The organism is Rhodococcus sp. P-2 (assembly GCF_016598535.1).
GTDB classification, from domain to species: Bacteria; Actinomycetota; Actinomycetes; order Mycobacteriales; family Mycobacteriaceae; genus Rhodococcus_F; species Rhodococcus_F baikonurensis.
Genome location: NZ_CP066779.1, coordinates 4,449,922 through 4,463,175 on the forward strand (window position 1 = coordinate 4,449,922; position 13,254 = coordinate 4,463,175).

The 13,254-nt window shown below is 62.2% G+C and carries 12 protein-coding genes and 1 riboswitch; of the genes, 6 read left to right on the top strand and 6 right to left on the bottom strand.

Annotation, left to right across the window (positions count from 1 at the left end):
• Positions 1-127 precede the first annotated feature (127 nt).
• The 4 genes from I7X09_RS20960 to I7X09_RS20975 form a co-directional block, all read right to left on the bottom strand.
• The gene (locus I7X09_RS20960; protein ID WP_003945564.1) at positions 128-283 is read right to left on the bottom strand and encodes a DUF6131 family protein; all 156 of its coding nucleotides are present in this window, start codon (positions 281-283) and stop codon (positions 128-130) included.
• A gap of 286 nt (positions 284-569) precedes the next feature.
• The gene (locus I7X09_RS20965; RefSeq protein WP_151531765.1) at positions 570-1,115 is read right to left on the bottom strand and encodes a TetR/AcrR family transcriptional regulator; all 546 of its coding nucleotides are present in this window, start codon (positions 1,113-1,115) and stop codon (positions 570-572) included.
• A 40-nt stretch (positions 1,116-1,155) separates the two neighbouring features.
• Positions 1,156-2,655 (bottom strand): MFS transporter, encoded by a 1,500-nt coding sequence (locus I7X09_RS20970; RefSeq protein ID WP_200313464.1) that lies wholly within the window; start codon positions 2,653-2,655, stop codon positions 1,156-1,158.
• A 198-nt stretch (positions 2,656-2,853) separates the two neighbouring features.
• Positions 2,854-3,255, bottom strand: a complete 402-nt coding sequence (locus I7X09_RS20975; RefSeq protein WP_200313466.1) for a nuclear transport factor 2 family protein — start codon at positions 3,253-3,255, stop codon at positions 2,854-2,856.
• A gap of 100 nt (positions 3,256-3,355) precedes the next feature.
• Between I7X09_RS20975 and I7X09_RS20980 the strand changes: the two genes are divergently transcribed.
• Positions 3,356-4,711: a DUF1254 domain-containing protein gene (locus I7X09_RS20980; RefSeq protein WP_200317964.1), complete on the top strand. Its 1,356-nt coding sequence runs from the start codon at positions 3,356-3,358 to the stop codon at positions 4,709-4,711.
• Positions 4,712-4,763: 52 nt separating this feature from the next.
• On the opposite strand, the gene I7X09_RS20985 is transcribed toward I7X09_RS20980, so the two are convergent.
• The gene (locus tag I7X09_RS20985; RefSeq protein WP_200313468.1) at positions 4,764-5,555 is read right to left on the bottom strand and encodes an SDR family NAD(P)-dependent oxidoreductase; all 792 of its coding nucleotides are present in this window, start codon (positions 5,553-5,555) and stop codon (positions 4,764-4,766) included.
• 482 nt (positions 5,556-6,037) lie between these two features.
• Here I7X09_RS20985 and I7X09_RS20990 point away from each other — a divergent pair, with 482 nt between their 5' ends.
• The 5 genes from I7X09_RS20990 to I7X09_RS21010 all read left to right on the top strand — a co-directional run bounded on the left by I7X09_RS20990 (position 6,038) and on the right by I7X09_RS21010 (position 10,748).
• Positions 6,038-6,895, top strand: coding sequence for a siderophore-interacting protein (locus I7X09_RS20990; RefSeq protein ID WP_200313469.1), 858 nt, complete (start codon positions 6,038-6,040; stop codon positions 6,893-6,895).
• A gap of 40 nt (positions 6,896-6,935) precedes the next feature.
• A riboswitch (cobalamin riboswitch) is annotated at positions 6,936-7,116 on the top strand.
• 58 nt (positions 7,117-7,174) lie between these two features.
• Positions 7,175-8,188, top strand: coding sequence for an ABC transporter substrate-binding protein (locus I7X09_RS20995; RefSeq protein ID WP_200313470.1), 1,014 nt, complete (start codon positions 7,175-7,177; stop codon positions 8,186-8,188).
• On the top strand, positions 8,189-8,941 hold the full coding sequence (locus I7X09_RS21000; protein ID WP_200313471.1) for a class I SAM-dependent methyltransferase: 753 nt from the start codon (positions 8,189-8,191) through the stop codon (positions 8,939-8,941).
• Positions 8,938-9,978 carry a FecCD family ABC transporter permease gene (locus I7X09_RS21005; protein WP_200313472.1) on the top strand — a complete coding sequence of 347 codons (1,041 nt, stop codon included), beginning with the start codon at positions 8,938-8,940 and terminating at the stop codon, positions 9,976-9,978. Before I7X09_RS21000 ends, I7X09_RS21005 begins: the two co-directional genes overlap by 4 nt.
• Positions 9,975-10,748: an ABC transporter ATP-binding protein gene (locus I7X09_RS21010; protein ID WP_200313473.1), complete on the top strand. Its 774-nt coding sequence runs from the start codon at positions 9,975-9,977 to the stop codon at positions 10,746-10,748. Before I7X09_RS21005 ends, I7X09_RS21010 begins: the two co-directional genes overlap by 4 nt.
• A 15-nt stretch (positions 10,749-10,763) precedes the next feature.
• On the opposite strand, the gene I7X09_RS21015 is transcribed toward I7X09_RS21010, so the two are convergent.
• Positions 10,764-13,124 (bottom strand): arylsulfatase, encoded by a 2,361-nt coding sequence (locus tag I7X09_RS21015; protein WP_200313474.1) that lies wholly within the window; start codon positions 13,122-13,124, stop codon positions 10,764-10,766.
• Between the last annotated feature and the right edge of the window lie 130 nt (positions 13,125-13,254).

Sequence of the window (13,254 nt, forward strand, 5' to 3'; positions counted from 1 at the left end):
TTACCCGACGCCGATCAGAGTGATGATATCGGGTAGAGACACCGAAAAGCTATTGAAGAACGAAAAAGCGGTACTCGATCTCCGAAGAGACCAAGTACCGCCTTCTCAGCTACTCGCCCAGTATCGATCAATACCAGACTTTTCGTCCGCCCACTGCACGCCCGGTAGCACCGAGGATGGACAAAACTGCACCTACGACGACCAAGATGATGCCGACGGTGGTCAGAATACTCAACCCCGTGAAGAAGCCGATCAACGCCAGAATAATGCCGAGAACAATCATGTGAGAACCTCATCCGGTATGCGTATAAAAATGATCTACTCAACTGACGCTACTACAAAAACGTCACATTCTATAAATCCGATAATTGACGTCGTAAATACTGAACTCGTATCACTACCCAATAGTCTCGACGTTAAAACATCAGCGTTTTCCTCTGCTCACCCGCTACCTTTTCGCCGGGCAGTGCTAGGTGAAAATTCGAAGATTCGAAACAGGGTGCGGCGGCCTGGTTCTCTGCACAGTTCAGCAGGGAACTCAGCGCTGGGTTGCAGGACAGGAAGCCGTTTCAGTTCTCCTCGTGAGTGACTTTATCGGCGATGCGTTCGGCGACAGCACGGCGCAATTCCGGGGTCAGCCGCTCGGCGGTCAGGGACTCGTAGAGCCACAGTCCGTCAGCTGCGAGACGGGCGATGAACTGGTCTATCGCTCCCGAATCGTCGAGGTCTGTGGTGGGGGGTAAAGCCCACCGCTCCAGCACTGCGTCCCACGGCGCCGCATGCTCGGAATTTGTCGAACCTTCGAGCATGAAGAGAAGCTCGGCCCGTGTGGCACTGTGGGCCGCGACGCGGGTGTAGGCAGTGAGCCGCTCGACGGGAGTGGCCTGGGAAGCGGCCTTTCCTGCCGCTGCGGACAAACCCGCTTCCCACTCGTCGGCGAGGTGCTGATGGATCGCCTGGACGAGATCTTCACGGGATGCGAAGTGGTAGAGAAGTCCACCTTTGGTCAGGCCGGCTTCGGCCGCGACGGAATCGAAGGTGACGCTCTTGACGCCTTCGCGCTCCACGACTCGAGTTGCCGCTTCGAGGATCTGGGTTCGTTTACTGGTTCGCACGGGATTTCCTGGGTCGAAGTGTCAGTGGCGATTGGAAGTGTCAGTGGTGAGTAGTAGCAGACAAGGTCGATCCGGGTCCGTGGCGCCGTAGCAGAAAACCGGTCACGGTCGCGCCGACTGCCATGACGGCAGTGACCACGATCATCACGACGAAGTAGGCGCTGTCGAACGCTTCCGATGCGGCGGCGATCAGCGACGAATTACCATCACCGGCCAGCCCGAGCGCCGCGTCGAGGCTATCGCGCGCGGAGTCAGGCGCGCCGGCAGGCAACGAGATTGTCGCAGTGTAGATCGCGGTCAGGAGACTTCCAAGCAATGCGACTGCTATGAGACTGCCGAATTCGTAGGACACTTCTTCAACGGAGGACGCCATTCCTGCCCGACGAGCAGGTACGTTGCCCATGATCGCGCTGGAGGCAACGGCCATGGCTGCGCCTAACCCGGCGCCGGTGACGAGTAGTCCGGTAACGAGCAAGCCCATGCTGGTGTCGAAGGTCGTCAGTACCAGCATCGAGCCCACCGTACTGAGGGCGAGACCACCAGCGATGATCGGAAGAAGGCCTACCTTGTGCAGAGTCGCACCGGCAACCATGGCCGTCGGCAACGCCCCCAGAGCGACAGCGGCGACCAGGAGGCCGGCGTGCAGCGGCGAGAATCCTTCTACAAGTTGGAATCGCTGAGTGGTGATCAGTTGAATACCCGCGATCGCGAACATCGAGAATCCGGCGGCCAGGACACCTGCCAGAAAGGCTCGATTGCGAAAAATGGCGAAGTCCAACAGGGGGTAGCGCAGGCGGCGCTGCCGTCGCCCGAAGGTCCACCCGCCGACGACAGTGGCGAGCAAAGCGATGGAAATGACGAGGGACGAGGAGTCGGTTTTTGCTGTTTCTTTGATCGCGATCACGAGACCGACCAAAGCCACGAGTGCGAGCAGCGAGGAGAGAAAATCCCATCGTTTTGAAGGGTCCGCATCGTTGGGTGGCGCAACGATCATTGTGGCGATGAATGCCACGATGACAACTGGGACGTTGACCAGAAACACCGACCCCCACCAAAACCAGTGGAGCAGAAGGCCGCCGATGATCGGACCGAGCGCGCTGCCCACAATGGCCAGGCTTCCCCAGACCGCAATGGCGACGTTGCGCTCACGCTCGTCCTCGAAGGTGACGCGGATCAGGGCGAGCGTGGCAGGCATCATCGCAGCAGCACCGACGGCTAGGAGCGCACGCGCCGCGATCAGGGCTTCGGGCGTTGTGGAGAACGCGGCAGCGAGTGAGGCGATCCCGAAGAACACGAGGCCGATCAAGAACATACGTCGATGCCCGACTCGGTCGCCGAGAGTGCCACTGCCGAGAAGTAGTCCGGCCATCACCACCGGGTAGGCATTGATGATCCACAGTCCCTCAGAACTACTGGCACCGAGGTCCTCCACCAGCGTCGGCAGCGCGGTATAGAGGATTGAGTTGTCGAGGGTGATGAGTAGAAGTCCTGCGCTCACCACGGTCAGCAGCAGCCAGCGGCGCCGTGTATCCGTAACCATTCCGAAGCCTCTCCAAAAGTTCCGAGACTCATAACTGTACCTTACGGAAGGTACAGTTATGAGTCCCGGTACCCGAAGGCAACATTGACGGACCTTTATGGTGACGTGCGTTCAATCGAATACGGAAGCACGGCGGCGAAGACACACCCTTGAGAACATTCTCGAAATACATAGTTGCACAAGGCTTTCGACCCTCCTTCACGTTCCAATGTCCTCGACCTTCGCCTCGACCGCCGGCGTGATGTGGCTCAACACGCAGCGCCAGCGACCTTCTCGCCGGACGAACACGTCGGTGGTCCACTCGTCGGCGTCGTACTGCCTGCCGTCGTGGTGCGCAGTATTGGTGATCCGTGTGGTGAACAGTGCAACATCACCGAAGAAGCGCACGCGAGCGTTCCCGACACGGTCCATCGCCGAATGAGTCAGGTCGCCTGAGGCCACGAAGCCCAGAAACTCCACTTTGGTCGAGACCCCCGATTCCGAAACGATGACCCAGTCGTCGGCCATGAAGTCGCCGATCCGTTCGGCGTCGTTCGAGCACATCGCGACGTTCCATTCGTCTGCGGTCGCCGTCAACGCCGCTTTCTCCTGATCCGACATGTCCACTCCCTCCCCGCCGTCACCCCTTGCGGGTGATGCCGCGACGACAGGGTTCCCGCAAGGTGGACCTCGAACCGACGTGAACGACGAGAGGGCAGCGATGACCAGCACCACCCGCACCGAGCTTGCAGCTCAGGCGTACATCTACGGCTTTCCCCTCGTTTTCAATCTCGACCAGGTCAATCGGTACGTTCACGACGGTGTCGGGGCAAACCCGGCCGCACCTTTCAACACCTTCAGCCACGCCCGCACACTTGCCGGCCCGGCCGACACCTTCGTCACGATCAACAACGACACCGTGTATTCGATGGCACAGATCGACCTCTCGGTCGGCCCTGTCGCGCTGCACGTCCCCGATACCGATGGCCGTTACTACGTCCTCCAATTCGTCGACACCTGGACGAACAACTTCGCTTACGTCGGGCACCGTGCCACCGGCACCAAGAGCGGAGACTTCCTTCTCGTCCCGCCCACCTGGACCGGAACCCCGGCGGCCCAGACCACGGTGATCAGATTTCCCACGACTGTTGCATCGATCGTCGGCCGGTGGGCGTGCGGTGGCGACGACGACCTCCCCGCCGTGCACGCCTTGCAGGACGCCACCACCCTGACCGTCGTCGACTCCGCCGGGGCTCCGGCAGGTCTCCCGGTCCCCGACTCCGAAGTCAGCCAGGACCTCCTGTTCCTCGAGAAACTCCGCATCTGGTCGCAGGCCTTTCCGCCTGCCCCGCGCGACCGAGAGCTGCAGGATTCGTTCTCGGTGATCGGAATCGACGAGCGCGGGCCCTCGCCCTACTCCTCACCGTCTGCCGACTCGCTGTCTGACGACGAGGCAGCCGCACTCGCCGACGGATTGAGGATCGGTGAGAAGAACTTGCTCGAGGCCCTCACCAAAGGCTCCAGCCCCGAAGTCAACGGATGGAAGCTCACCTTCCACGCTTTCGACTACAACCTCGATTACTTCGAGGTCGGCGCAATCGACGATCCACAATTCAAAATCGCCGATCCCAGGTTGCGCATCGTCGAACGTGCCGCGGCGGCCAAGGGCGGGCTCTGGGGCAACCACCCCTACGAAGCGGCGTACATCATGACCTACGTCGACGATCAGGGAACGCAATTGAACGGAAACCGCACCTACACGATCAGACTCGACCCCACTCCGCCGGTGAGCGCCTTCTGGTCGCTGACGATGTACTCGGTGCCGGACTTCTTCCTCGTGGCGAACCCCATCGACCGATACTCGATCGGCGACCGCACTCCCGGCATCGTCCACGACGCCGACGGTGCGTTGACGATCACGATCAGCCACGAGGAGCCGAAAGATGCCACGGCGAAGGCGAACTGGCTCCCCTCCCCGCCCGGAGACTTCCGACCGGTCCTGAGAATGTACGAGCCTTCGCCCGCCGTACTCGATCAGTCCTACGTCGTCCCCGCTATCACTCGCTCGCGAGAATGACGGCTCGCGTCTGACGGCCTGCCCTGGGGCAGGCCGTCAGACGGACGCAGAATCAGGCGTGTGTGCCGCCGTCGACCCGGATCTCCGTGCCGGTGATGAAAGCACCATCCTCGGAAGCCAGCATCGCGATAACTCCCGCAACACTTTCCGGCCCCGCCATGGGGGCGCCGCCGGACTCCAGATCAGTGCTCAGAATCGGCGACAGCTTGCCGAAGAGCGACCAGTCGGTGTCCTCCGGCAGATACGACGCCGTTGTGTCGGTGATCCCGCTCTTCACACTGCCCGGAGCTACCGCGACGGCGCGCAGACCCTGCTTGCCGTATTCGAGAGCCAGTGCGTGAGTGAAGGACTGGATTCCTCCCTTACTCGCCGCATACGCGGCCATGTACGGGTGCGCGAAGGCTGCGGAGGTGGAGCTGAAATTCACCACTACTGCGTTGCCCGTGGCCAGGAGAGCTGGCAGTGCCTGACGAGTGACGAGGAAGGTGCCGGTCAAGTTCACGGAGATCACCTGATTCCACAAGTCCAGTGAGGTCTCGTGGGTGTGCCCGCCTCGCAGTATCCCGGCGGCGTTGACCAGTACATCCAATCCGCCGAGGTTCGAAATCGCCTGACCCACAACATCGATCACGGAATTCTCGTCTCCGATATCGACGACGACGGTGTCGAGACGACCCGCCGTCGAGGCATGTTCAGCCGACTTCCGGGTGTCTGCCAGACCCTTCTCGGAGATGTCGACAGCGACCACGCGGCCACCTTCGGCGAGCAACCGCAGCGCGGTGGCCTGCCCGATTCCCGATCCTGCGCCGGTGACAAGAATACGACGACCTTCGAAACGATTCATTGCTGTGTACCTTTCACGAAAACGAGTTGGCTGGTAATCCAGGCTCGGCGGCGCCGACACTCGCAACTCACCCGCGAGAAACTTCAGGTACGGGAAATGCGCAGCACTGCAACAGGTGTGGCACTGCGAAATCTCGGCGAGGCAAAGCTCGCCGAAGTGGCGAATGTCAGACGGATCCGGCCGGTGCGGCCGAGGCTCTTTCGATCCAGACAAGACCAGAGGGGCGGCGGTCGATCGCCTTACGCCCCCGGCGGAATGTCGCTACGCCGAATCGGGCCGTGCGCAGTGCACGGCCGGAAGCGAGAGTACAGCGGCGTATGGACATCACAGGCACCGTATCAGCGCGAGCACAAGTCGCTCAAACGCGTTGTCCGCGACGCAGGTTTGATTTAGGTAATCAGATGTCACTTCTGGACAACTTTGCCGACTTAGGCAGCACTAACCTGATGGCATCTCGAAAACCCGATCCAGGAGCACAGTCCATGACACATACAGACGCCACGAGCACAACAACTCCCCCGACGACCGTCCTACGAACCGCTGACCACAATCGCGGACTCAACGACGTTCGCGCCGTCGTCGAAGCAATGGAGCGACCGAGCGACCACCTGCTGCGGATCACGGCTCATTTGACGGAGTCGACCGACGATCCGACCTGGTCACGCCCGAACGTCACCGTACGTATGAATCTCGGGCCCAATTTCGACGACGCTTCGCGTGTGTACACGGTGCGTTCCTACGATTCCGCCACCGGATCGATCGTCATCGACGTGGTCCTGCACGGACAGACCAGCCCGATGATGAGGTGGGCAGCGGCGTTGACCATCGGTGATACCTTCGGTCTCACCGGTCCGCGACCACACTTCTTGGTCCCCGAAGTTCCCGGTCGACGGATCGCACTTTTTCTGGACGGCACCGCAATACCTGCGCTGTACTCGATCATCGAGCAGCTGCCAACCGACGTCGTCGGAATCGGCTGGGTCACAACAGATGACGAGGTCGCATTCGACGAACTTCCCACCCTCCCCGGCCTGGAACTTCATCGCGTGAGCGCCGATCCCGCCGAGTCCGACGACCCTCTGACAGCACGAGCACGCGAGCTCGCCGATCCCGAGAGTTACGTCGTGTGGGGAGCCGGTGAACGCAACGAGATGCGCTCAATCCGGAAGCACTTTCGATCGACCGTCGGACTCGACAAAGACGACGTCGCGATATTCGGATACTGGAAGCACGGCGTCAGCAACACCGAAATCGACCTCCGCCGGCGCGAGAACTACGAGCGCATCCTCGCCGACGGTGGAACCCTGACCGACATCGACGACCTGGCGATCGAGATCTGATCGCCCTCACCGGCCGACCTGACCGGCTGTGCACTGCGGTGATAAGTTCCTCTGTGCCAGCAGACCTCCACACAGGGGGTCAGGGAATCCGGTGTGAATCCGGAACTGACGCGCAGCGGTGAGGGTGACCGCCCGGGCTTACGCCACTGGATGAGAATCTGGGAAGGCGCTCGGGTGGAGTGATCTCGAGTCCGAATACCGGCTGGCAGCAGGGGCCAACAGGCGCCTGTTCACACGGTAACGGGCTCCGCGAACGAGCCCCTGCGAGAACGAGATTCCATGCGTCTGTCCACACTTCGCCTATCCGCCGCTGCCGTCGCGGCCCTGTTGGGTGCATCGTTGGTTGCCTGTTCCTCCGAAGACAGTGCTGCCGAACAATCCAACTCTTCCGAACGATCCGGCGCCACTGTTCAGAACTGTGGCCGAGACGTCACGGTGGAGCGACCGATCGAACGAGCGATCGCGGTAAATCAGCCTGCCGCCGAGATGCTGTTCGCGCTGGGGGTGCAGGACCGGATGGCCGGCTACGCCATGAGCGATGACGATGTCCTCCCCGAACTGCGTGAGGCGCGCGGTCAGGTCCAGGCCTTCGACACCGAGTTCCCGTCATTCGAGAGTGTCCTCGAACGCGAACCGGACATGGTTTACACGACTTTCAATTACACGTTCACTTCGGAGGGCATCGCCGACCGGACCAAGTTCACCGACCTCGGTGTCGCGACATATCAGTCACCCAGTGAGTGCACCGGCCAGGACGCAGAGCAGAACAAGGCTCTCACACTCGACGACCTGTATGACGAAATCGGGGACGTGGCAACACTGTTCGATGTCAAGGACAAAGGCGCCGAGCTGACCGAGAGTTTGAAGGATCGCGCGGCCACCGCCACGGCGTCACTGGGAGCCGAGAATGTGACACTGGCGTGGTGGTACGCAGCCACGAAGACCCCGTACTTCGCCGGGTGCTGCGGCGCACCGGGAATCATGACCGACGCGGTGGGCGCAAAGAACGCCTTCGACGACAACAAGCAGTACTGGCCCGAAATCGGTTGGGAGAGTGTGCTCGACCGGGACCCCACCGTGCTGGTGCTCGCTGATCTCGACCGCGGCGGAGACGGCGACAGTGTGGCTGCCAAGATCGCGTTCCTCGAATCGGACCCGGTAGCCAGCAAGCTCACCGCAGTGAAGAACAAGCGATACATCATCCTCGAAGGCACGACGATGGATCCCTCGATCCGCAACGTCGGTGGCATCGAACAGCTCTCCGACGGTCTGCGCCGGTTGGGTGTGGTCTAGATGTCCACGGAAGTCAGCGAACTGGTGCGTCAATGGGACGACCAGCAGGCGGCATACATCGCCGATCGCGAGAAGCGCTTCGACGTGATTCTCGACGTTCTCGAATTGCAGTACGCGCACGCTCCGTTCACAGTCGTCGACCTGGCCTGCGGACCTGGTTCGTTGAGCGTCCGGATCCTCGAGAAGTTCGGGCACGCGAGCGTTGTGGGGATCGACTACGACCCGATGTTGCTGGAAGTCGCCCGCCAGTCGTCGACTCGTTTCGGCGACCGAATGCAGCTGGTCGACGCAGACCTGCTGAGTACCGATTGGCCGACTTCGGTGACTGCGCCGGTTCAGGCGATCGTGTCGACGACCGCGCTGCACTGGTTGCAACCGCAGCAGCTCGTCGAGGTGTACCGGCAGTGCTGCGAACTGCTGAGCCCCGACGGCGTTCTGCTCAACGGTGATCACTTTCGCTTCGACGGCCGCTCCCCTGTCATCGGATGGTGGGCGAAGGCACACGACGAGCAGACACAACGCTCCGCTTTTGCTGCCGGGGCTCCCGCGTGGGACAGCTGGTGGGACGAGTTGCGGGCCACTCCCGGGATCGGGGCACTGACCGACGAGCGTGAGCGCAGATTCGCCGGTCGCGACGCCACCGCGCCCACCGCCGTCGATTTCCAATTGGCGGCGCTCGCGCAAGCAGGTTTCCGGGAGTCGGGTACGGTCTGGCAACTGTTCGACGACTACGTGGTCTACGGCGTGAGATGACGACAAGAGTTCGGCTGCGTGACAACCCGACTGCCGTCAGCCTGCTGTGGGTGATCGGTGTTGTCACGCTGGCCGGGTCGGCCGCCGTGGCGATCACGTTGGGGCCGGCGGGCCTGTCGGTCGGTGAGGTGACCTCGATCGTCGTCGGGCACTTCGGAGGTACCGCGGCGGACGTCACACCTATCCGCGACGGCATCGTGTGGGATCTCCGTCTGCCGCGTACTCTGCTCGCCGCGCTCTGCGGTGCCGGTCTCGGGTTGTGTGGAGCGATCATGCAGTCGCTGCTTCGCAATCCACTGGCCGATCCGTTTGTCCTCGGCATCTCGTCCGGCGCCTCGACCGGTGCCGTACTGATCGTGATCCTCGGAGTGGGCTCGGGAGTGATCGGACTGTCGAGCGGCGCCTTCATCGGCGCGGTGATCTCCTTTGCCCTTGTGCTGCTGCTCGCCCACGCGGCCGGCGGCACGCCGGATCGGGTGATCCTGGCCGGCGTCGCCGCGACCCAACTGTTCTCCGCGCTCACCTCGTTCATCGTCATCACCTCGGCCGATCCCGAGCAGACCCGCGGTGTGATGTTCTGGCTCCTGGGCTCACTCGGTGGCGCCGACTGGCTCGACGTCGCGCTCTGCGCTGCGGTGGTCGCAGTCGGCCTCGTGGTCTGTCTGACTCACTCCCGCGCACTCGACGCCTTCGCCTTCGGTGAGGACGCGGCGGCGTCACTGGGAGTGAACGTGTGGCGGGTGCGCGTGACCCTGTTGTTGGCTACAGCTTTGATGACCGCGGTGATCGTGAGCGTCGCAGGCGCCATCGGCTTCGTGGGCCTCGTCCTCCCTCATGCGGCACGGGCCCTCGTCGGGTCGAACCACCGCCGACTCCTGCCCGCGTCTGCACTGATCGGCTCCATCTTCCTGGTCTGGGTCGACGCTGTGGCACGCACAGCCATTGCACCGCAGGAACTCCCGGCCGGCGTGGTGACCGCACTGGTCGGTGTGCCTGCGTTCGCCGTCATCCTCTGGAGACGGAAGGCCAGGCCATGACACTCGAAGCAACCGGTGTCAGCTGGCGGGTCGGCGAGGCGCTCATAGTCGACGACCTCGACGTGTCCCCCATCGTCGGAAGCACGGTAGGACTCCTCGGCCCCAATGGCTCGGGTAAGTCGACACTGCTGAAACTGCTTGCCGGGCAGAACCGTCCGACGTCCGGTGTGGTGACTCTGGACCGAACTCCGTTGCCTGACTGGAAACGCCGCGATGCCGCGCGCCGGATTGCCACCGTCGATCAGCACAGCAACACCGAGATCGACCTGACGGTAGCCGAGGTCGTCGAGCTCGGACGCACACCGCATCGCGGACTGTGGGGCGGGCAGTCGGATTCCGACCGCGACGCCGTCCGCGCTGCGATCGAACACACCGACCTCGCCGGCATGCTGGACCGTTCGTGGCACACGCTCTCGGGCGGGGAGCGCCAACGCGTCCAGATCGCGCGCGCCCTCGCTCAGGAACCTCACGAGCTGCTACTCGACGAGCCGACCAATCACCTGGACATCAACCACCAACTCGAATTGCTCGCGCTCGTGCGACGCCTGCCCACCACCACGATCATGGCTTTGCACGATCTGAATCTGGCCGCCATGTTCTGCGATTCGATAGTGATGCTGAACCGTGGATCCATCGTGGCCCACGGAAGCCCGACCGAGGTCCTCACCGCCGACCTGATAGCCGAGGTCTACCAGGTCGACGCCGAGGTCCGCTTGGACGGCCCCGGCGGCATACCCACCGTGAGATACCTTCCACCCAGCTCGGATTAGACGCGCTGGGATCTGTCATTCACGCGAGAGCATCGCCACTGCTTCGCGTTCGAGGTCGACGTACGGTTCACCACTGACGTCGATCGCCACCCGGTTGAGCGTTCCACCGGTAAACGCCCAAGGTGACGTACCCGGGTAGTCGTCGGTCACAGGCTCCCCGCTGTCACGGCCTGCGTTGAGCCCTTCGCCGCCGCCGATGCTGAACTTGCCTGGCTGAGTGCGGATTCTGCCCTCACCGACTTTCCGGTCGCCGTAGTAGAGACCGAGCACCCCGTGCGCAGTGCCCGGCGGGTCCTCACCTTCCTTCTCGAAAGTTGCTGCCAAGATCACGTTTTCGCCGATCGGAAGGTCTTCGGTGGCATCGATCTTCTGCTGTTCACTGCCGAGGAAGTTGTACACGTAATGCAGTCGGTTGTCCTTGACGTACAGCGAATGACCACCGAACCTGCCGCCATGCGAGAACAGCACGCCGGCCGCACCCGGTTCGGCCAAGTCGACAACTGCTCCGATCGAAAAGGAACGATTACGAAGGTTGACGGCGACGGCTTCCGGTACCTCGGCTCCCCCTGGACGGTAGACGTACCGGTTGCGCGGCGGAGCGAGCTGGGGGCGAGGCGTGGTGAGGAGTTCGACACCGGACCGATCGTCCAGTGGCAGAGCTTGATTGGCACCGGCCTCGTGGAACCACAACCCCACGAGCTCGGCCAGCCTGCCGGGTTCTTCATCCGCAAGGTTCCGGAGCTCGGCTCGGTCGACCTCCGTGTGGTAGAGCTCCCAGGTGTCTTCCGAGAAATGGCCCCACCCGCTCAGAGTCGGGTGCGTGGTGACGGCCTTCCAGCCGTCATGCCAAATCCCTCGTCCTCCGAGCATCGAATAGAACTGGGTGTGCTTGGCGGTGGGGATGTTGCCGGCGTCGAAGCTGTACCGCATGCTCACGCCTTGGATCGGGTGCTGGGTGTATCCCTTCACCGTGTCGGGCAAGTCGACGCCGACGCAGTCGAGCAGAGTCGGGACGACGTCGATAGCGTGGTGGTACTGATCTCGAATCTCACCACGGGCGTCGATGTCTTCCGGCCACGAGATGATGCAGGGGTCGCAGGTTCCACCGTTGAACGAGTACCGCTTCCACATCTTGAATGGAGTGTTGAACGCCATCGCCCACCCGTTGGGGTAGTGATTGTATGTCTCGGTGCTGCCCAACTCGTCCAGCTTTGACAGGTTCTCGGCGAGGTCGTCGGGTACGCCGTTCGCAATCTTGTTCTCGTTGACGGATCCGTCGGGTCCGCCTTCACCGCTGGCACCGTTGTCGGAGACCACCACGATGATCGTGTTGTCGAGCTGCTCGATTTCTTCGAGGTATTCGAGCAGGCGTCCGATCTGATCGTCGCAGTGCGAGAGGAAGCCCGCGTACACCTCCGCCATCCGTGAGAACAGTCGTTGCTCGTCAGCGGAGAGAGTGTCCCAGGGGCGGGTGAAATCCAGCGGCGGGAACGGTTCGCCGTCAGGTCCGGTGCGGGTGTCAGGAGTGCCTATCGGGTTGAGTGAGGGCAGAGTCGTGTCGTTCGGGACGAGTCCCATTTCCTTCTGCCTCGCCAGAATCTCATCACGCATGGCTTCGTACCCCGCGTCGAACCTTCCTGCATAGCGATCGGCCCATTCACGGGGTGCATGATGCGGAGCGTGTGCGCACCCGGGGGCGTAGTAGAGAAATACCGGCCGTTCCGGAGCTATCGACTTCACGTCACCGATGTACTCGAGCGCCCGGTCTGTGATGTCGACACTGAAGTGGTATCCCTCTTCCGGCGTCGACGGCTGTTCGACGGGATGGTTGTCGTGAACGAGGTCGGGATACCACTGATTGGTCTCGGCACCGAGGAAGCCGTAGAACCGCTCGAATCCGCGACCGACCGGCCAATTCCTTTTCGTGGAAGCAAGATTCATCTCGTCTTCGGCACAGAGGTGCCATTTGCCGACCATCGCGGTACTGAACCCCTGCTCGACCAGAACCTCGGCGAGCGTGGCACATTCAGGAGGGATGTGACCGTTCCCGCCGGGAAACCCGACCGCGCACTCACTGATGCAAGCCATTCCGTTGGTCGTGTGGTTACGGCCGGTGAGCAGACACGATCGCGTCGGTGAGCACAGCGCTGTGGTGTGCCACTGCCCGTACCGCAATCCGTTGCCCGCGATGCGGTCGATGTTCGGCGTCTCGATCGGTCCCCCGTAGCAACCCAAGGCGCCGAATCCGACGTCGTCGAGAACGATGTAGAGAATGTTCGGCGTGCCGGCGGCAGCCTTCGGCTGCTCGTATGGGCTCCAGTCGGGAATCGAATCGCGAATATCGAGGTTGACGACGCCTTTGAATGCGTTGGCCATGACCTGGCTCCTTGTAGGTGATCTGAATGCCAGCCTCTACGGCTGCATGGTCAATCGCATACCCCGATTGTGCTCACCGAAGCGCTGTCGCCCGAAATGGGCGATGCCATCTTCGGCAGGAAGTCCGAGT